Source organism: Vibrio sp. Y20_XG_PY13, assembly GCF_024181925.1.
Lineage (GTDB): Bacteria > Pseudomonadota > Gammaproteobacteria > Enterobacterales > Vibrionaceae > Vibrio > Vibrio parahaemolyticus.
On the sequence record NZ_JAMZAL010000011.1, the window covers coordinates 30,115 to 49,496 of the forward strand.

General features: G+C 45.9%; 14 protein-coding genes. 13 read left to right on the forward strand and 1 reads right to left on the reverse strand.

Going from position 1 to position 19,382, the window contains the following annotated elements; all coding sequences use genetic code 11:
- The first annotated feature begins 91 nt into the window (after nt 1–91).
- The 13 genes from NL646_RS20075 to tldD all read left to right on the forward strand — a co-directional run bounded on the left by NL646_RS20075 (nt 92) and on the right by tldD (nt 17,618).
- Nucleotides 92–577, forward strand: a complete 486-nt coding sequence (locus tag NL646_RS20075) for a type II secretion system protein (protein ID WP_069537166.1) — start codon at nt 92–94, stop codon at nt 575–577.
- Entirely contained in the window at nt 574–1,140 is a 567-nt protein-coding gene (locus tag NL646_RS20080; protein ID WP_253664607.1) for a prepilin-type N-terminal cleavage/methylation domain-containing protein, read from the forward strand. Before NL646_RS20075 ends, NL646_RS20080 begins: the two co-directional genes overlap by 4 nt.
- Entirely contained in the window at nt 1,141–1,854 is a 714-nt protein-coding gene (locus tag NL646_RS20085; protein ID WP_025631907.1) for a PilW family protein, read from the forward strand.
- Nucleotides 1,844–2,278 carry an MSHA biogenesis protein MshP gene (locus NL646_RS20090; RefSeq protein ID WP_005480999.1) on the forward strand — a complete coding sequence of 145 codons (435 nt, stop codon included), beginning with the start codon at nt 1,844–1,846 and terminating at the stop codon, nt 2,276–2,278. The genes NL646_RS20085 and NL646_RS20090 overlap by 11 nt, the downstream gene beginning before the upstream one ends.
- A gap of 6 nt (nt 2,279–2,284) precedes the next feature.
- A complete protein-coding gene (locus tag NL646_RS20095; RefSeq protein WP_253664608.1) occupies nt 2,285–6,646 on the forward strand; it encodes a DUF6701 domain-containing protein in 4,362 nt (1,453 codons plus the stop codon).
- A 151-nt stretch (nt 6,647–6,797) separates the two neighbouring features.
- On the forward strand, nt 6,798–7,841 hold the full coding sequence (locus NL646_RS20100) for a rod shape-determining protein (RefSeq protein ID WP_005381144.1): 1,044 nt from the start codon (nt 6,798–6,800) through the stop codon (nt 7,839–7,841).
- 137 nt (nt 7,842–7,978) lie between these two features.
- Entirely contained in the window at nt 7,979–8,875 is an 897-nt protein-coding gene (gene mreC, locus NL646_RS20105; protein ID WP_005461822.1) for a rod shape-determining protein MreC, read from the forward strand.
- Complete coding sequence (gene mreD / locus NL646_RS20110) at nt 8,865–9,353, forward strand: rod shape-determining protein MreD (RefSeq protein ID WP_005461823.1); 489 nt, start codon at nt 8,865–8,867, stop codon at nt 9,351–9,353. The genes mreC and mreD overlap by 11 nt, the downstream gene beginning before the upstream one ends.
- Nucleotides 9,354–9,357: 4 nt before the next feature.
- Nucleotides 9,358–9,927, forward strand: coding sequence for a nucleoside triphosphate pyrophosphatase (locus tag NL646_RS20115; RefSeq protein ID WP_005461824.1), 570 nt, complete (start codon nt 9,358–9,360; stop codon nt 9,925–9,927).
- Between the two features lie 18 nt (nt 9,928–9,945).
- A complete protein-coding gene (gene rng / locus NL646_RS20120; RefSeq protein WP_005461826.1) occupies nt 9,946–11,415 on the forward strand; it encodes a ribonuclease G in 1,470 nt (489 codons plus the stop codon).
- An 11-nt stretch (nt 11,416–11,426) separates the two neighbouring features.
- Nucleotides 11,427–15,305, forward strand: a complete 3,879-nt coding sequence (locus NL646_RS20125; RefSeq protein ID WP_253664609.1) for a YhdP family protein — start codon at nt 11,427–11,429, stop codon at nt 15,303–15,305.
- A gap of 34 nt (nt 15,306–15,339) precedes the next feature.
- A complete protein-coding gene (locus tag NL646_RS20130; RefSeq protein WP_253664610.1) occupies nt 15,340–16,161 on the forward strand; it encodes a carbon-nitrogen hydrolase family protein in 822 nt (273 codons plus the stop codon).
- Between the two features lie 11 nt (nt 16,162–16,172).
- Nucleotides 16,173–17,618 (forward strand): metalloprotease TldD, encoded by a 1,446-nt coding sequence (gene tldD, locus NL646_RS20135; protein ID WP_253664611.1) that lies wholly within the window; start codon nt 16,173–16,175, stop codon nt 17,616–17,618.
- 70 nt (nt 17,619–17,688) lie between these two features.
- Here the strand turns inward: tldD and NL646_RS20140 are convergent, their stop codons facing one another.
- Nucleotides 17,689–19,065, reverse strand: a complete 1,377-nt coding sequence (locus NL646_RS20140) for a PhoH family protein (RefSeq protein ID WP_005461836.1) — start codon at nt 19,063–19,065, stop codon at nt 17,689–17,691.
- Between the last annotated feature and the right edge of the window lie 317 nt (nt 19,066–19,382).

A 19,382-nucleotide genomic window follows, 5' to 3' on the forward strand; every position in this document is an offset into this window, starting at 1 on the left:
CACACTTCGAATCGAAAAATTATAAACCTATCATTATTCTCATAATTTCATCGTATACTTATCTCGCTTGTTCTAAGCCTAAGGTTGGGTTATGAAAATTCGCAGCTCTGCATTAGGATTCACTTTAATGGAGTTAATCCTAGTGATTGTCCTCCTCTCTATCCTTTCACTTTTTGCAGCCAGCCGTTTTATGGGTAAAGGTGGTGTGTCTGCATTTGCACTTCAAGAACAAGCTATTTCAGTGATTCGCCAAGTGCAGGTGAATCGTATGCAATCAAACACCTCAACCACGGATACCAACTTCCAATTACAAGTCTCCTCTGGTTGTATCGGCTCCGTTGCGGCTTGTTCGCTGAGTGGGAACGTGAAGGACGCTCGTAGTGACTTGGTTGAAGATTCCGCTGCAACGTTTAGTCTAACTGGCGCAACAAGCCCAATTAGCTTTGATTTGTTAGGGAATCCATTGAGTGTTGCTTCTGGTGGCGTGTCTATTCTTATCCGTGATGTAAACGGTCAAAGCCAATGTCGAGTGCTGATTAACTCTCAAGGTTATGTCTCTGAGGGTTCATGCTCATGAGAAAGCAACTCGGTATGACTTTAGCTGAAATGATCATTGCTATTGTCCTAATGGGCATTGCGATGGTTGCGTTCACCTCTTTTCTTGTTCCTCAAATTCGCGACTCTGCAATGCCACATTACCAAACCCGAGCAACCGCGCTTGGGCAAAGTTTTATGTCGCAAATTTTGGCGCGTGGTTTTGATGAGAACAGCGACTTTGATGGCGGCCTATTACGTTGTGGGGAGAACTCGACTTCCTGCACCCTACCAGCCAATCTTGGTCCTGACTCTGGTGAGTCTATTCCCGAAAATTTTGACGATGTAGATGATTACATCGGTTGTTGGAGTACACCAACGACGGCGAGTCAATGCCAAGGAACCAGTCGTGGCAATATCTCAGACATATTAGGTACAAGTAGTGAAGACAAGTACCGAAACTTCCGAGTTGAAGTCAGCGTGGAATATGACAATCTGACTGCTACACCACCGACAGGAATCACTAACTATAAAAAAGTCACGATTACGATTTTTGCTAGTAACACTCAACCTCTGACACTGACTGCAATAAGAGGTAACTACTGAATGAAAACTCGTGGTTTCACCTTAATGGAAATGATCGTCACCATCGTAATTGGTAGCTTCATCATGCTTGGTATTGCAGGTTATGTGCAGTTAGGCATGAAGGGGTACGCAGACACGATTGAGCGCCAACGAATGCAAATGCAAGCGCAATTTGTGCTAGAGAAAATGTCGCGAGAAATTCGTCACGCCGTACCAAACAGCTTTCATGTGCCTACCGGAGCTACCAATTGTTTGGAATTTATGCCGATTGAATATTCTGGTTTTTACACGCTGACGAATAACAATTTAGAGTTTCTGTTAGGCAATGACTCTACATTGAATCCTATTCCTGAGGATCGTTGGATGGTGATCAATCCAAGTCGCTATGAAGATTTGCAATCTGCCTCTCCTCAGAGTTTGGCGGTTGGCAATCTAGCGAAAACTGGTGATGTTTTTGTTGTCAGTGGTGCAGCTAGTACGATTGGTGGAACTTCCATTTCTAGCCGTCATTACATCTACCAGAACAATTCAGAAGTACGTTACTGTTTTGACAACAGTCAAATCACGCGTAATGGCATTACGGTTGCGGACAGTGTCGATACTTCCGTTAGCGATATGCATTACCTCGAGCCAACCCTTCAACGTGGCGGTATCGTGCATATTAACTTAGAGTTCACTCAAAATGGGGAGCGTAGTGTTTACCAACAAGACGTACAGGTGCTCAATGTCCCATAAAAAAGCTCAGCAAGGTAATGTCCTGATCGTCGTATTGTTCGTCATCATTGTGATGGGCTATCTAGCTGCATCTTTAATGAAGGTGAGTTGGTCAAACCAAAGCACATTAACCAGAGAGTTCTTAGGAACGAAAGCTTGGTTTATTGCGCAATCTGCCAATGAGTGGGCGCTTACTCAGCTGTATCCTTTAAACGACACTACTCCAGATGTGGCTGATTTTTGTGCCAATACGGTGAGTGGCGCTATACCAAATGTTACACAAGGCACTGGTTGCCAATTAAGTGCTATGACATGTTCAAACATTGGTACCTTTAATGTAGGTACCTCTGAAGCTGAATCTCTCTTTAGGGTGCAAGCCACAGCAATTTGTGGTTCCGGGGTTGCACAAGTACAGCGACAACAAGAGATTTGGGTTAGGGAGTAAAAAATAATGAAAACGCTAAATGCTTTATTAGCACTCATGCTCATGCTGCCGAGTTTTGTGTATGCTTCACAGTGCTCAGTTAAAGGTCAAGATAACTTTACAGTCAGCTTTGATGTCGAGGGAGATGATGAATACCAGGCTGTAAAGCTAAAGCAAGGAAGTCATGGTTACGTACTGTGGTATACCGGTTACAAAAGAAATAATACCAATAACTATGACTACTTGTTCAATGAACAGCAGCTCATTAATGATGTTGATTACAACATACAGATTACTCATGAGGCTGGCTCAAATACGTTGAAGTATTACCGAAAATTTGAAGGTGCGGCGAATTATAAGCTAATAGAAACCCAAACCGTGAATTTGGATAATGGTCAGTATTGGGTTGTTGATGTTGGAGATGATGTCGACAATATTCAGTGTTCTAACACTGTGGATCCCGGCAATCCTGGAGGTCCAATTAATCGTTCACCTGATTTTGAATTTGGTACGGTTGACAATAGCACCTGTAGCATGACCGGCGGTAAGTACACTTGTACTATCCACTTTGAAAATACGTACGACGCAAGCCATCCTAAACCGCTTGTGTTTGTCATGCCTACCATCGATAAAACATTGTCTAGCAAGAATCCTCGTAAAACAGAGTATCCATCGAGTATCTCTGTTGTTCACACGACACATAACTCCGCAACTATCGTGCAGGAGTTCCCTCCGCATCAAAAAGCAGATCGAAATGTTATCTTTTTAGATAAGAATAGTTCTCAGGTACAAAAGGAACTGGCGAAGGTTGATTACTTTGTTATCGAGCCCGGTGTTTTAGAGCTGAATAATGGTGCAAAAATTGTCGCGGGTACTATCAAGACCAACGTTGCTGCATCTCAATATAAAAATAATAACAAAGGCATCAATGAGCAGAATAATGGCATCACCATTGATTTTGACGACTATGGTTTGACGGGGTTTGATGGGAAACCCGGCGTGTTAGTTCAACCACAAACCAAAAATAATGGCGGTATTAATAACTGGTTTACTGGTATGGCTAGGGATGCGAATACAACGTCCTTTAAACTCGCTTTGGAAAAGTCAGAAGTTTATAAGAAGAATAACCAAGGGCACGAAACCTTCAATATTCTCAGCGATAACGAGACTGTTGCGTTTGTGGCTGGTGAAGGCTTTGGTTATATCAATGGACAACGTTTCTGGTTAGGGCAAGGTAGGACAAAATACACGCTAGATCAGCAAGATCCGGTAATCGATCCAATCTATGAGGGATGTAAGGTTTACACTCCTTTCCCTAATACAGCAGGGTTTGTTAGCCCACCTGTTTTAGTGGCCAATAAAAATTCCCGACGTGGTAATAACGGTGGTTGGTTACGCCGTTGTGACATTAAGAAGGACTCTGTTGCATTTATCGTTGAAGAAGACATGCAGAAAGATAGAGAGCGTGGCCACTTGGATGAGGATGTGGGCTGGTTTATGTTTGAGAAGGCCAACCCTAACCCTATCTGTGATGCATTTAATGCTCCGGTTCAGACATGGCGAAGAGAGTTAGTTAATGATGCTGTTGATGGCACTCTAGTTCTATCCAATACATCAAAAATCTTGGGAGCTCCAGTCTTAACAGTCGGTGGGGACCGGAAGCGAGTGGTTGGTTTCATGCCTCGTACTGTCTCTGGAGAAAACAAGTCGGATGCCTGTGATGGATATGAATGTCACGGTGATGAGGGCTTGTTGATAGGTAAAGAGGGGTTAGAGAACTTCCCGATAACTACTAGTTGGAATAACCAAATCATAGGTGCAAATGACAGAGTCACCTTTTCTGAAGGTACCAATGTTAAGCACTTGAATGTTGATGGTGTGCTAACACTTGAGCCAGGTAAATACTGGTTTGATTCAGTCAAAATCAATACTGGCGGTAAGCTTCTCATAAAAGAGGGGACTGAAGTTATCATTAATACTAAGGCGCTCGCTTTAGCAAACTATTCCTATATGGGGATGGATGTGAATGTTGAGAATACCCCTGTCTTTAGCGGGAACATGCGCGTAAATGTTTACGGCTTAACTCCTGTAGCAGGAAGTACAATTCATGATCGGGTTGATATCGCCAACCATTCTAAAGTTGTCGGCTTGATTTACAGTGAAGACAAAGTTTATCTGAGTGACCATAGCGTGATATACGGTGCGGTCACGGCGAAAGATATCGACATGAACAACAACGCCGAAGTGCATGCCGCAACATCGTGTTTACCGCCGTTAGATGATTATGAACTGACAGTATCACCAAAAGCACAATATGCACTGATGTGTGGCGTTGAAAAGCCAACCTTTACTATCGAAACGAGAAACCAAGGTGAACTTGAAAGTGCTTGGGTTAGTGTCGAAGTACTTCCTGCGAATAGCGCGAATAACTTTACGATATCTGTAGCAAATGACATCGGTTCAGGTACTTACCCTCGTTTTCGTACCAGTATGAATGAGGGGAGTAAAGGTGAACTTGAAATATCTGTCTCAGTTAAAAATACTGTGAAAGTCGATCTTGACCAAACATACTCATTAAAGGTGACATTAGAAGAAGACGGAAACCAATCTCAAACAGCTACATTTAAGTATGTACCATTTAAATTCCACGTCGATGAACAGAGGGTTATTGCTGGACAAACGAAACCTGTTACTGCACAAGTCTTAGCATGTAGTGATGGCGAGCAAACTGTAGTCAAAAGCTATATTGGCACACCTGACGTTTCTTTCAAGCTGGAAACACCAAATAGTGGTCGTAGCGATGCTAGTTTATTGAGCTACGAGCCTAACTTTGTAAAAAATGATAATGGCAGTTCGACTGAAGACTTCAAATTGATGGAGTCAGGCGAATATACAGTAACGCTCACAGACCCAAACTTTGTTTGTGATCCGCAATATGCCGATGATTGTCCAATCGCGCCTAAAGAAGGCGATGAATCTCAACAGGAAACTGTCATATTAAATGGCTCGTTTAATGTTAAATCTCGTCCTTGGAAAATTGCTATTTGTGACGTGAAGTCTAAAGAGGGCGATGTGAGCAATCCTAGTACTCAAGGTGCAGGGAATGGTTTTATTCCTTCAGCGACAAGCTTCAATGTTACATACAAGCCTGTCGTTCATAGTCAATCTCGAGGCAATGCAACGGAAATTTGTGACTACCCACTGACTCAAAATTATTTCTCAAGTGATAATACCAATGCTCCCTTAGAAGTTAAGTTTAGTGTTACGTACCCAGCTGGTGGTGATCTGGCGAACTTGTCTGAAGACAATGGTTTTATTGGTTCTTCGACTTTTACTAAGGCTGAAGCCTCGTCAGGTAAGGAAGGAGAATACGTTTGGAATGAGGTCGGTTCATTAAGTTTGACGACTAATGCGACTTATTTAGCTAGCGACTTTAAGCTTGATGAAGATAGTCGGGTTATTGGTCGATTTTATCCTAAATACTTCCAAGTCATCGCCAGTGATTGGAATTACCCTGGTTCACAAAGCTTTGCTTACATGAACCAGCCTTTCGATGCTGTCGAGTTCAGCGTAGAAGCCTTGAATGCAAATAAAGCTGCTATTAAGAACTATGCGGGCTTTACGACGAAAGCCGAATTCAATCTAGATGATATTGACCGTTACTCCGGTCGCTTTGATGCGCCAAGTTTTGGTGCCGGTAGTTGGAGTAATGAGTCGGATAAAAGTATCGGAGAGTTCTCAATCAGCAATAGTGGGCAATGCATTGGCAGCGCTTGTTGGAACAAAGACCTGGGTGGCAACTACCCTGATGGCCCATTTAACTCAGTGATCGGTACCGCTAAATCAGAAATCGGTTTGATATATACCAATAATGCCGATCCGGTTGAGTACATTTCTAACGAAGGCTCTAATTCGCGTTTAGTTAAACAACCCGATATCCGCTTCGGTCGTATTGATCTAGATGATGTTGGTGGTAACCAAGGCTCGACATTGCATGTGCCACTTCGAGTTGAATACTGGAATGGTAGCCGCTTTATTGCCAACCCTAATGACAATCAAACCGATGTGAAAGGTGTCACTGCCGCTGAAAGGCATATTTGGCCAACAGGTGCTGATGCTGATCCTAAAGCTGTTACACTAGGAGCTGGTGGTGAAGTGTCTTCTGGTTCTTCTCGCTCTGTAACTGCAACTCAAGCTGAACCATACCGTCAGCAAACGCGCGTTTGGTTAGATCTTGATGATTCAACCAATGGTTTACCTTGGCTCAAATACAACTGGGATAATAAGAACGCTGGAGAAGAAAATCCATCTTCCGTTGTCACATTTGGTATTCACCGTGGTAATGATCGCGTGATTTATCGTGGCGAGCCGGGATTAACCGGACAGTAACAACTTCGGTTTCTTGCGTTAAGTAAGGAAACTGCAAGAAATTGAGGCTTTCTGCTCATGTTTGTGTACCAATGCCTTGCTGTGACAGCGAGGCATTGGTACATTTAGGACAATTTTTGTCTTCTAAATTTTTGCAGGATGAGCGAAGAGTATGTTTAAGAAACTTCGTGGCATGTTTTCTAACGATCTATCTATCGATTTGGGTACTGCCAACACTCTAATTTACGTAAAGGGACAAGGTATTGTCCTTGATGAACCTTCTGTAGTTGCTATTCGTCAAGATCGTGTAGGTTCTGCAAAAAGCGTTGCTGCAGTCGGTCATGCAGCAAAACAAATGCTGGGTCGTACACCTGGTAACATTTCAGCTATCCGTCCAATGAAAGACGGTGTAATCGCTGACTTCTACGTAACCGAAAAAATGCTTCAGCACTTTATCAAGCAAGTGCACGACAACAGCATCCTTAAGCCAAGTCCTCGTGTACTAGTTTGTGTTCCTTGTGGTTCTACTCAAGTTGAGCGCCGTGCGATTCGTGAATCAGCATTGGGTGCGGGCGCACGTGAAGTTTACCTAATTGACGAGCCAATGGCGGCGGCGATTGGTGCAGGTCTGCGTGTTTCTGAGCCAACAGGTTCGATGGTGGTCGATATCGGTGGTGGTACTACTGAAGTTGCCGTTATCTCTCTAAATGGTGTGGTTTACTCGTCTTCTGTACGTATCGGTGGTGACCGCTTTGATGAAGCCGTTATCAACTACGTGCGTCGTAATTACGGCAGTTTGATTGGTGAAGCTACGGCAGAAAAAATCAAGCACGAAATCGGTTCAGCTTACCCTGGTGATGAAGTTCAAGAGATTGAAGTTCGCGGCCGTAACCTTGCAGAAGGGGTGCCACGCAGCTTTAGCTTGAACTCAAACGAGATCCTAGAAGCGCTTCAAGAGCCGCTATCAGGCATCGTTTCTGCAGTCATGGTTGCGCTAGAGCAGTGTCCACCAGAGCTAGCTTCAGATATCTCTGAAAACGGCATGGTGCTAACCGGTGGTGGCGCACTACTGAAAGATCTTGATCGCCTACTTATGGAAGAAACGGGTATTCCGGTAGTTATCGCTGAAGATCCACTAACGTGTGTGGCACGTGGTGGTGGTAAAGCACTAGAAATGATCGACATGCACGGTGGCGATCTGTTCTCTGAAGAATAAAAATGTAGGTGAAGCTCATTACGGGCTTCACCTTCTTTTCTGCTCTCTCTGTAATTCAAACATGCTCCATATCTGAACGCGTTTCAGGTTGCCAAGTAAGGCTCAATAATCATGGAAGCAATCAGGTTAAAAACAAGATGAAACCGATTTTTGGCAGAGGCCCGTCTCTGCAATTACGTCTGTTTTTTGCTGTCATCGTGTCGGCGAGCTTGATGCTGGCTGATAGTCGTCTAGATACGTTTTCCAACGTTCGCTACCTACTCAACAGTATGGTTGCGCCAATTCAGTACGCAGCGAATATGCCTCGTAGCATGTTTGACGGTGTATTCGAACGTTTTAATACTCGTCAGGCATTAGTAGAAGGCAATCGCAACTTAAAGCGCGAAGTGCTTCGTCTAAAAAGCGAATTGATCTTGCTCGACCAATATAAAGAAGAGAACCAACGCTTGCGTAAGTTGCTTGGCTCGTCTTTTGTTCGTGATGAGAAGAAGGTCGTGACCGAAGTAATGGCGGTGGATACTTCACCTTATCGTCATCAAGTGGTGATTGATAAAGGCCAAATTGACGGTGTGTACGTTGGTCAGCCAGTCATTAATGAAAAAGGTATTGTCGGTCAGGTTACGTTTGTTGCGGCGCACAATGCGCGCGTATTGCTACTGACAGATGCAAAAAATGCCATTCCAGTTCAGGTCATTCGTAATGACATTCGAGTAATTGCATCAGGTAATGGTGAAATGGATGAAATCCAACTGGAACACATTCCAACCAGTACAGATATTCAAGTCGGTGATTTACTTGTGACATCCGGTCTGGGAGGCATTTACCCTGAAGGCTACCCTGTGGCGACGGTCACGAATGTGGATCACGATACTCGTCAAGAGTTTGCATCAATCAAAGCCGAACCTGTGGTGGAGTTTGATCGTCTACGATACTTGCTGTTGATCTGGCCAAACGAAGATCGTCAGCACAAAGTATTGCAATCCAATGCGAATGACGGGTTAGAGCAAGAACAAGAGGTAACTAATGGCCAGTAATGTATTGCGTAGCAGAATGGTGATTGGTGTTAGTTTCTTCGTTGCGCTAGTACTGCAAACCATTCCTTGGCCAGGTGTATTGGACCTACTTCGTCCTTCATGGCTATTTTTGGTGACGTGTTATTGGGTGCTGGCATTGCCGCATCGAGTAAACGTCGGCACGGCGTTAGTGTTGGGCTTATTGTGGGACATTCTCATTGGTTCAACGCTAGGAATTCGGGGCATGATGATGTCCATTGTCATCTACTTGGTGGCACTGAATTTCTTGCTAATTCGTAACATGGCATTGTGGCAACAGTCGATTTTAATTGCCTTTTTTACTGCGTTATTGGAAGTTTTGATATTCTGTGGGGAATATTTGAACCAGGACGTAGTATTTAATCCATTATCTCTGTGGACGGCGGCAATAAACTGTATACTTTGGCCATGGATGTTTTTATTAATGCGACGAGTTCGTCGCGCTTGGCACGTAAGGTAATGCGGTGAAAAAGAGCCTATCTCTCGTTCTCGCTTCGGGTTCTCCGAGAAGAAAAGAGCTGCTTGCTCAACTAGGCTATGACTTTGATATCGTATTACCGGACATCGAAGAAGCCAAACAGGCTGATGAGCAAGCACAAGATTACGTGCTGCGTCTTTCTTTGGAAAAAGCTCAGGCAGGCTTAGCGTTGGCTAAGCCTGATTCCGTTGTATTGGGCTCAGACACGGTCGTAGTATGCGATGACCGTGTGTTAGAGAAGCCCAAAAGTTTTGAAGATTCAAAGCGTATGCTTACTGACTTATCCGGTCGTCGTCATCAAGTGATGACAGCGGTGAGCGTCGTATCATCGGAACAACAACACTCGGTGGTCGTCACCACTGACGTATGGTTCAAGCCACTGACTCACGAAGAAATCGAACAATATTGGCAGTCAGGAGAGCCATGCGATAAAGCTGGAAGTTATGGTATTCAGGGACTCGGAGGGCGATTTGTCACCCGAATCGAAGGCAGTTATCACGCTGTAGTAGGCTTACCTTTGTTCGAAACCGATCAGCTAATTCAAGAATTTTTATAATTGTTTTGAGGTGTGCACATGAGTGCAGAATTGCTGCTTAACGTGACCCCGAGTGAAACTCGTGTGGCCATGATTGAAGGTGGAGTACTACAAGAAATTCATATCGAGCGCGAATCTCGTCGCGGTATTGTGGGCAACATTTACAAAGGCAAAGTAAGCCGAGTGCTGCCTGGCATGCAAGCGGCTTTCGTCGATATCGGTTTAGATAAAGCGGCGTTTTTACATGCGTCTGATATCGTTCCGCATACTGAATGTGTGGCAGAGAACGAGAAACAGCAGTTTCAAGTTCGTGACATTTCTGAACTGGTTCGCCAAGGTCAGGATATCGTCGTACAGGTAGTTAAAGATCCTCTTGGCACTAAAGGTGCGCGTTTAACTACTGACATCACACTTCCTTCCCGTTATCTCGTCTTTATGCCTGGCGCTAGCCACGTTGGTGTATCGCAACGTATTGAAAGCGAAAGCGAACGTGAGCGCCTTAAAAAAGTGGTGAATCACTACTGCGATGAGCACGGTGGTTTCATTATCCGCACGGCCGCAGAAGGGGCAGACGAGAAAGAACTCTCTCAAGATGCTGCGTTCCTAAAACGCTTATGGCTGAAAGTCATGGAGCGTCGTTCTAAGTACAAGACACGTTCAACGCTGTATGGCGAGCTTGGTCTTGCACAACGTATTTTGCGTGACTTCGTTGGAACGGAACTCGACAAGATTTTGGTCGATTCACGTTTAGAATATGAGAACCTCAAAGAGTTTACTTCTGAGTACGTACCGGAGCTGACCGATAAGCTTGAGCTTTACGAAGGTGACAAGCCTATCTTTGATATGTACGACACTGAGAACGAAATTCAACGCTCTTTGGAGCGCAAAGTTGAGCTCAAGTCGGGTGGTTACTTAATCATCGATCAAACAGAAGCGATGACCACCATCGACATCAACACGGGTGCGTTTGTTGGTCGTCGTAACTTAGAAGAGACCATCTTTAATACCAATATTGAAGCGACTCAAGCCATTGCTCGCCAGTTACGTCTGCGTAACCTAGGTGGCATCATCATTATCGACTTTATCGATATGGCGTCAGAAGAGCATCGTCAGCGAGTACTAACTTCGTTAGAAGCAGCATTGTCGAAAGACCGCGTGAAAACCAACATCAATGGCTTTACGCAGTTAGGTCTGGTTGAAATGACGCGTAAGCGTACGCGCGAAAGTATTGAACATATTCTTTGTTCTGGTTGTCCTACTTGTGAAGGCCGTGGCACCGTGAAAACGGTTGAAACGGTGTGTTACGAGATTCTGCGCGAGATCACTCGTGTAAACCGAGCGTACGATGCAGACAACTTTGTCGTATACGCATCGCCATTTGTTGCAGAAGCGCTTTTGGGTGATGAGTCTCATGCGCTGGCAGAACTTGAAGTATTTATTGGTAAGCAAGTCCGTATTCAGGCTGAACCCCTGTACATTCAGGAACAGTTTGACGTCGTGATGATGTAATTGGAACATTTGTGAATTCTGGTTTTAACCGTTTTGGGCGTTTTTGCGCGTGGACGTTAGTCACTGTCTTGGTTTTTTTAGCCATTCTAGTGACCACTCTACGCGTCACATTGCCACAACTTAACCACTTCCAAGATGAGATCAAAACCTGGGTCAAACAAGGCACAGGTTTTGACTTTTCTATCTCCAGCGTTGCTGGTTCTTGGCGTAATAGCCATCCCTCTATCGCGTTATTCGGCTTAGAAGCTAACTTACCGAATAACCAAGAAGCTCGATTCGCCGTTGATGAAATTCAAATTGAATTCGATTTGATTCAATCATTACTTCAGTTTAAGCCCGTCGTGGCAGACTTAACCATTCATAACTTGGCATTAGATATTCGCACGGTCGATCTTCTACCTACGTCGAGCAATCAAGAGCCGACCACTGATGTTGATCAAAATGAAATTAAGCTGATTGATCAGCTGGACTCACTATTGCTGCGTCAGTTTGAAGACTTCACCATTACGAATTCACGCGTCTGGTACAAATCGGTATCGGGCGAAACTCGTCGACTCGATATCGAACAGCTTCGCTGGAGTAATCAAGGTAAACGTCACTTAGTGGAAGGCACAGTCAGTATTGCAGACGCTAGCCTGAACTCACTGTTAGTAAATGCTAACTTTAAAGACCATGGTTCGCTGCGTGATGTGTCTGGTGAGTTTTACGTGAGTGCGCAAGATGTCTCGGTAACACCTTGGCTTACCACGTACATGCAAGAAGAATCGGGTGCGGAGTCTGGCAAGGTCAGTTTGAATACCTGGCTGACTCTCAAACACAGCCAACCTAATTATGCGTACGTAGAGCTGCAACCATCTGAGCTCGTATGGAATGAAAATGGCCGCCATGAACTGTTTATCGAATCGGGAGTGTTTAAGCTCTTGCCTGATAAGCAAGGTTGGAAAGTAAATGGTCACTCACTTCAAATTCGCACCGATGACAAATCCTGGCCTGAACTTGATGCGGCTTTTGATTGGCAACCAGATGGCTGGATGCTCAATCTTTCTCAGCTCGACATTGAGGCGCTGATTCCACTCGTTAAGCTCGCGCCGGAATCGGAATCAACCAGTGACTTACTCAATAAATTAGCGCCGAAAGGTCGTGTTGAAGACATTCGTTTAGCCATGAATGGTGGCTTAGATACGCTGCGTTATTCGGCAGACCTCGATGAGTTAGCTATGACTCAATGGGAACTGTTGCCGGGCTTTCAACATGTGCAAGGCAGCGTTGCGGGTGACTTGAAGCAAGCGAAAGCGAAAGTCACGGTCATTGATGATGTTTTCCCGTACGGCGATGTATTCCAAGCCCCATTGAACATCAAGCAAGGCGAAGTCGACATCATCTGGCAGCAAGATGAGACAGGTTGGCGTTTGTGGTCGGATAAAGTCACGGCTGCGACTCCGGACCTTCAAGTGTTGGGCGCATTTCGACTCGATTTCCCTAAAGAGCAAAGCCCATTCCTATCGTTTTATGCTGAGGCGGATCTCTACAACGCTGGTGAAACTTGGCGTTACTTGCCAACTTTGGCATTAGGCCAAGATCTAACGGATTACCTATCGACCGCAATTCAAGGCGGTAAAGTAAACACGGCCAAATTGCTATGGTATGGCGAGTTAGGAGATTTTCCTTACAAAGAGCACAACGGCATGTTCCAGGCATGGGTTGGCTTAAAAGACGCGAAGTTCAGTTTTGATACTGCGTGGCCAACCATTACCGACTTGCAGCTTGATCTATTGTTTGAAAACGACGCCATGTATCTGGATTCCAAATCGGCGACGTTAAATGGCGTTCACGCTAAACGCATCACGGGGCGCATTCCGGAGTTGGCTGAAGATGGCCATATCGAAATTGAAGCTAAAGCCACAGCTCCGGGTAATGAAGTTCGCGACTACATGATGGCTACGCCGCTGGTTGACTCGGTTGGTGCCGCTTTGACGGCCTTGCAAGTCAGTGGCCCGGTGTATTCCGAGTTCCAACTCAACATTCCTTTTGATATGGAAAAAGACGCGCGAGCTTGGGGTTATGCGGATTTGAAAGACAACCGTGTTGATATTGATGCGCCGCCAATGATGCTAGAAAAAGCCACAGGCCGCATTCAGTTCGATAACGATGTGGTGACGACATCTGGCTTTTCAGCAGAGTTACTCTCGCAGCCTATTTCACTCGATTTCCACGGCGAAAGTGCGGACCAAGGCTACAACGTGACCATCAATACTTTAGGTGATTGGGATGTAGAGCCTCTCAAGCCTTATTTAGGTGAACGTTGGTTGAGCTTGGTTTCCGGTCATGCGCCTTGGCAAATGGACATTGACTTGCAGCTCAACGATGTGGGTTTTACTTACCAAGTGGATGTGTTGGCGCAGCTTGGTCGATTAGCCAGTGAATACCCATACCCATTGACGAAAAAGGTCGGTGAAGCTGGTCAGGCGAAACTCCAAGCATCGGGGAATCAGGAGAGCATTTCGGCTCGTTTGCAAATCCCAAATGCGAAATATCAGACCGAAATTGATATCTCGGGCGATGTGCCAGTGTTAACCGCGACCAACTTAGTGTTAGGCAAAGGCGGTTTTAAAATTAGTCCTGTCGTTGGGCACGATGCTTCGATTCGTCTAGATGAGTTAAACCTAGATAAGTGGGCGACGTTACTGGATACACCAGAGAGTAAAGCGCAATCGGTGCTGGCAAACATGAAGACGCCTACGATTCCTTTACCAACGCGTATTGAAGTCGAAACGCCGAACTTGTTGCTGGGCGGCATTGAGTTTCACGATGTGGCATTGAACGCCAGTAAAAAGAACCTAAGTTGGCAGTTGGACGTGAGTAGCCAAGAGGTGAAAGGCAAAGCAACGTACCTCAAACCGTACGATTTATCGGTGTCTCTAGACCATCTGCATTTGTACTTGCCAGACTTTGAGGAAATGACCAAAGAGCGCAGTTCGATTTTCGCTAGTGAAGATCAGAATGCGCCACTTATTACCAACTTTGACCGCAAGTTTCACGCAGAGATGCCAAACTTAACGTTGAACATCGACGATTTTTGGCTGCAAGGTTACAAAGTTGGCAAAGTGAATGTCGACTTACAGCGTCAAGATGATCGTTTGGAGTGGAAAAACATTACCTTCAGTAGCGGCAAAAACCGCATCGATATGAATGGTTGGTGGGAGCTGACCAAAGATCGTAGCCATTCCAATCTGACGTTAAAAATGAAAGGCGATAACAACACGGATCTGATGGAGCGTTTTGGTATCACGTCTGGGATCCAGCAAGCGCCATTTGAGATCAACGCCAATATGAATTGGGATGGTGCGCCTTGGTCGATGAAGACACCAACCTTGCAGGGGAATGTCTCGACGGAGTTTGGCAAAGGGGTTGTGAGTGAAGTCAGCGGCGCGGCGCGTTTGCTTGGCCTATTTAGCTTGGACTCCATCATTCGTAAGATGCAGCTCGATTTTACCGACGTATTCGACAAAGGCATGGCGTTCAACTCCATCACGGGTACAGGCAAAATCCAAGATGGTGTGTTCATCACCAATGATATTGTGATGGATGCGCTAGCTGGTGAAATGCAAATTCGTGGTATTGCAAACATGACCACCAGAATGGTGGATGCGGAAGTGAAGTTTACGCCGGATATTACGTCAGGGTTGCCAATGTTGACGGCGTTTGCGGTAGCCCCTCAAACTGCTCTGTACGTGCTGGCGATTTCTACGGTAATTTCTCCTGTTGTAGAGGTGTTCACCCAAGTGAATTACGAGGTCAAAGGCCCGTTAGATTCACCAACCGTAAAAGAGATTTCACGTAGTAAAGGCGAATACAAGCTGCCAGAAAAACTGCGTGAGCAGGCTAAATAGATCGCCCGACTAAGTGGTAGAAGGAAGAGAACACATGGAACGTGTTGGCATCATTCAAATGACTTCGGGGCCTGATATTCAGGCGAATTTGGACTTTATTGACCAGCAATGTACTTTGGCGGCCAATCAAGGAGTAAAGCTGGTGCTCACGCCGGAAAATGCGGTGTTGTTTGCCAGTCGAGAAGAGTACCATCAACATGCAGAGCCGTTAGGTAGCGGTGCTATTCAAGAGCGTTTAGCCAATATCGCGAAGAGTCATCAACAGACGCTTGTCGTTGGTAGTATGCCGATTCAAACCGCGCGTGGTGTGACAACGACGACGCTCGTTTTACCACCTCACGGAAAATGCATTGCCCATTATGACAAGCTGCATATGTTTGATGTCGATGTAGAAGATGGCCATGGCAGCTACCGAGAGTCAGATACTTTTACCGCGGGCAACCAAATTGTGGTGGCAGAAACGGATATCGGCAGCGTCGGCTTGAGCATTTGTTACGACGTTCGTTTCCCCGAATTGTACAAAGCACTGCGTTTAGCGGGGGCGGATATCATTGTTGTTCCCGCCGCGTTTACTGCGGTTACTGGGCAAGCTCACTGGGAAGTGTTGCTGCGAGCTCGAGCAATTGAAACGCAATGTTGGATTTTAGCCAGTGGACAAACGGGAACACACTCTTGCGGCCGTAAAACGTGGGGGCATTCAATGGTGATTGACCCCTGGGGACGCATTCACAAACAACTTCAAGACCAAGTGGGTTTGCTGGTGGCAGAGATAGATTTGTCACAAACCCAGCAAGTAAGGCAGAATATGCCGCTGACTCAACACAGTCGCTTTCAAAATGAATTGAGACGGAAATAAAAGAGCTAACTATGAGCACAAACCAAATAGAACAGGCACTCCTTGCCCCAAATGGTCTGACAGAGCAGGACATTGCTGACACGCTTGCCAGCATTGCTACGCGCCAGATCGATTATGCGGACATCTACTTTCAGTCCAGCTGGCACGAGTCTCTGGTTCTAGAAGACAGCATCATCAAAGATGGCTCTTTTAACATTGATTGTGGTGTCGGTGTGCGTGCGGTGACGGGCGAAAAAACCGGTTTCGCCTACTCAGATCAAATCAATCCGGAAGGTTTGAAGCAAAGTGCTATTGCGGCGCGAGGCATTGCGCAGCAGGGCCAAAATGGCAAAGTTCAAGCATTCAAACGTTCGGAAAATCAAGCTTACTATGATGCGGTTAACCCGCTAGCAAGCTGGGAAAAACAACAAAAAACCGAGTTACTGATGTCTTTGGATGCGTACATTCGCACTAAAGAGCCTCTGATCAAAGAAGTTTCTATCAGCATCAGTGGCGTGCACGAGCAAATGCTAGTTGCCGCTACAGATGGCACTTTCGCTGGTGATACTCGTCCTCTTGTTCGACTATCCATCAGTGTACTGGCACAGAAAGGTGACCGTCGCGAGCGTGGCAGTGCTGGTGGTGGTGGTCGTTTTGGCTACGATTTCTTCTTGTCTGAAACAGATGGCCTGAAGCAAGCCTTCCACTTCGCGGACGAAGCCATTCGTATGGCGTTAGTTAACCTAGAAGCAGAAGCTGCACCCGCAGGTATGATGCCTGTAGTTCTGGGTTCTGGTTGGCCGGGCGTATTGCTGCATGAAGCGGTAGGTCACGGTTTAGAAGGGGACTTCAACCGCAAAGAGTCGTCGGTATTCTCTGGCAAAATGGGTCAGCAGGTGACGTCATCGCTATGTACGATCGTGGATGATGGTACGCTGAAAGATCTACGTGGTTCACTCAATGTGGACGACGAAGGTGTGAATGGTCAGTACAACACGCTGATCGAAAATGGCGTATTGAAAGGCTACATGCAAGACAAGTTGAACGCGCGCCTAATGGGAGTAAACCCAACGGGTAACGGTCGCCGCGAATCTTACGCGCACTTACCGATGCCACGCATGACCAATACCTACATGCTGCCAGGTGAACACACACCAGAAGAAATCATCTCGACCGTGAAGAAAGGCATCTACGCGCCTAACTTCGGTGGTGGTCAGGTGGACATCACCTCTGGTAAGTTCGTGTTCTCTGCATCAGAAGCGTATTTGATTGAGGATGGTAAAGTGACTCGTCCCGTCAAAGGGGCAACTCTAATCGGTTCAGGCATTGAAGCGATGCAGCAAGTGTCGATGGTCGGTAACGACTTAAGCCTCGATAAAGGTGTTGGCGTTTGTGGTAAAGCAGGGCAAAGCGTGCCAGTAGGCGTTGGTCAGCCAACGTTGAAGCTTGATTCACTGACTGTTGGTGGCACCGAGTAAATCACTCGAACCTTGATAAAGAGAGCGCTCATTGGAGCGCTCTTTTACTTTGTGCGTGAAACGATGTGGGTTAGAGGTTCTCTTCTGCAAACTCTGCCAAGCGGCTACGAACCACGCCGTTGAGGTGAATGTTCGCACTGCCTTCAAAGTTCTTGAAGCGTTCGACCATGTAGGTCAAACCTGACGTCACTGGGGTGAGGTAATGTGAGTCAATCTGCGCCAAGTTACCGGAGCAGACGATTTTGGTTCCTTCACCGCAGCGGGTGATGATGGTTTTGATTTGTGATGCTGTGAGGTTTTGACACTCATCAAGCAACACAAAAGCATTTTGAATCGAACGGCCACGCATAAAGTTGATCGACTTAAACTGAATGTTGGCTTTATCGCAGATGTATTTCAACGAGCCTTCGGTGCAGTGATCGTGCTTATGCAGCGCCTCCAAAGTATCGGTTACCGCCGCCAGCCAAGGCATCATTTTTTCCTCTTCTGAGCCTGGTAAGAAGCCAATCGACTCACCAATGTCTGGCGTGTTACGCGTGACGATGATTTTATCAAACATGCCTTTTTCAATAGTTTGCTCGAGCGCAGCTGCCATGGCCAATAGCGTTTTACCGCTACCCGCCGCACCAGTGAGGATCACCAAATCAATGTCAGGGTCGAGCAGGGCATCGAGCGCCATGGCCTGATAAATGTTTTTTGGTGTGATGTCCCAAGCTCGGCGGTGCATCATGCGTTCTCGGCTTAGGTCGAGTAGGGTTAGCTTGTCTTCATTGATGGTTTCAACGCGGCCTGCAAAATCGCTGTCTTCATCAATGACGTATTGGTTGATGAACGTTGGGTCAAAAGGCTCACGACTGAGTTTGTGGTAGGTTTTGCCGCCCAACGCGTAGCTTTCAACTTCATCAATACCGCTCCAGAAATCGCCTTCTCGTTGCTGGAAGCCTTTAGTGAGGTATTGAATGTCGTCGATGAGTTGGTCGGTTCGGTAGTCTTCAACAAAGCGAACTCCGGCTCCTTTCGCGCGCAGACGCATGTTGATGTCTTTGGTGATAAGCACGACTTCTCGTGGTGCTCGTTTGTTTTGCAGATAAAGCACCGCGTTGAGAATACGGTTGTCACCGGCTTTGTCGGCGAAAGCTTTGACGGTTTCCTGCAATTCAAAATCCGCCAAAATGGAAATAGAGCCTTGGTCTGGTTTTTCTTTCGATACGGGAATGCCTTCTGAAATTTCATCTGGCGTTGCGTCTTTAAAGAGATCTTCCAAAGCGCGAATAGCTACGCGTGCGTCTCTTGCGACATCGCGTTTGCTGTCTTTAATTCGGTCGAGTTCTTCCAACACGGTCATAGGGATGACGACATCGTGTTCTTGGAAAGAGAAGATGGCGAAGGGTTCATGAAGAAGGATGTTGGTATCAAGTACAAACAGTTTCCGATCGGTATCGCCCATAGCGTCTCCTTGCCGCAGCGCGGCTTTGCTTGCGAGTGGTTAAGCCAAATTCAACATAAGAAATGACCTAACTCTGATTGCTTGCAATAGAGGTTATCGGGCTATCGTCGGTTAGTTAGCAACCGAGTAGCAAGACAACTTACTGCAAACCCGTGTTGATCCTAATCGTGTACTAATGCGCTCAAATTATATGCAATGTCTTTAAGCGCCCCTCATTAGAAGTATACGTAATATTTACTTCCAACAAGTTAATAATTGGCATGAGTTTTTTACAATTTGATTGCATTTGTAATTTGGGAAAAAAAGTTTCCGCTTGG

Excerpts from the sequence above, each read along its gene's own strand:
- NL646_RS20140 (WP_005461836.1), bottom strand. The coding sequence starts at position 19,065 with ATGGGCGATACCGATCGGAAACTGTTTGTACTTGATACCAACATCCTT.
- NL646_RS20100 (WP_005381144.1), top strand. The coding sequence starts at position 6,798 with ATGTTTAAGAAACTTCGTGGCATGTTTTCTAACGATCTATCTATCGAT.
- NL646_RS20075 (WP_069537166.1), top strand. The coding sequence starts at position 92 with ATGAAAATTCGCAGCTCTGCATTAGGATTCACTTTAATGGAGTTAATC.
- NL646_RS20085 (WP_025631907.1), top strand. The coding sequence starts at position 1,141 with ATGAAAACTCGTGGTTTCACCTTAATGGAAATGATCGTCACCATCGTA.
- NL646_RS20080 (WP_253664607.1), top strand. The coding sequence starts at position 574 with ATGAGAAAGCAACTCGGTATGACTTTAGCTGAAATGATCATTGCTATT.
- tldD (WP_253664611.1), top strand. The coding sequence starts at position 16,173 with ATGAGCACAAACCAAATAGAACAGGCACTCCTTGCCCCAAATGGTCTG.
- mreD (WP_005461823.1), top strand. The coding sequence starts at position 8,865 with ATGGCCAGTAATGTATTGCGTAGCAGAATGGTGATTGGTGTTAGTTTC.
- NL646_RS20090 (WP_005480999.1), top strand. The coding sequence starts at position 1,844 with ATGTCCCATAAAAAAGCTCAGCAAGGTAATGTCCTGATCGTCGTATTG.
- NL646_RS20095 (WP_253664608.1), top strand. The coding sequence starts at position 2,285 with ATGAAAACGCTAAATGCTTTATTAGCACTCATGCTCATGCTGCCGAGT.
- mreC (WP_005461822.1), top strand. The coding sequence starts at position 7,979 with ATGAAACCGATTTTTGGCAGAGGCCCGTCTCTGCAATTACGTCTGTTT.
- NL646_RS20130 (WP_253664610.1), top strand. The coding sequence starts at position 15,340 with ATGGAACGTGTTGGCATCATTCAAATGACTTCGGGGCCTGATATTCAG.
- rng (WP_005461826.1), top strand. The coding sequence starts at position 9,946 with ATGAGTGCAGAATTGCTGCTTAACGTGACCCCGAGTGAAACTCGTGTG.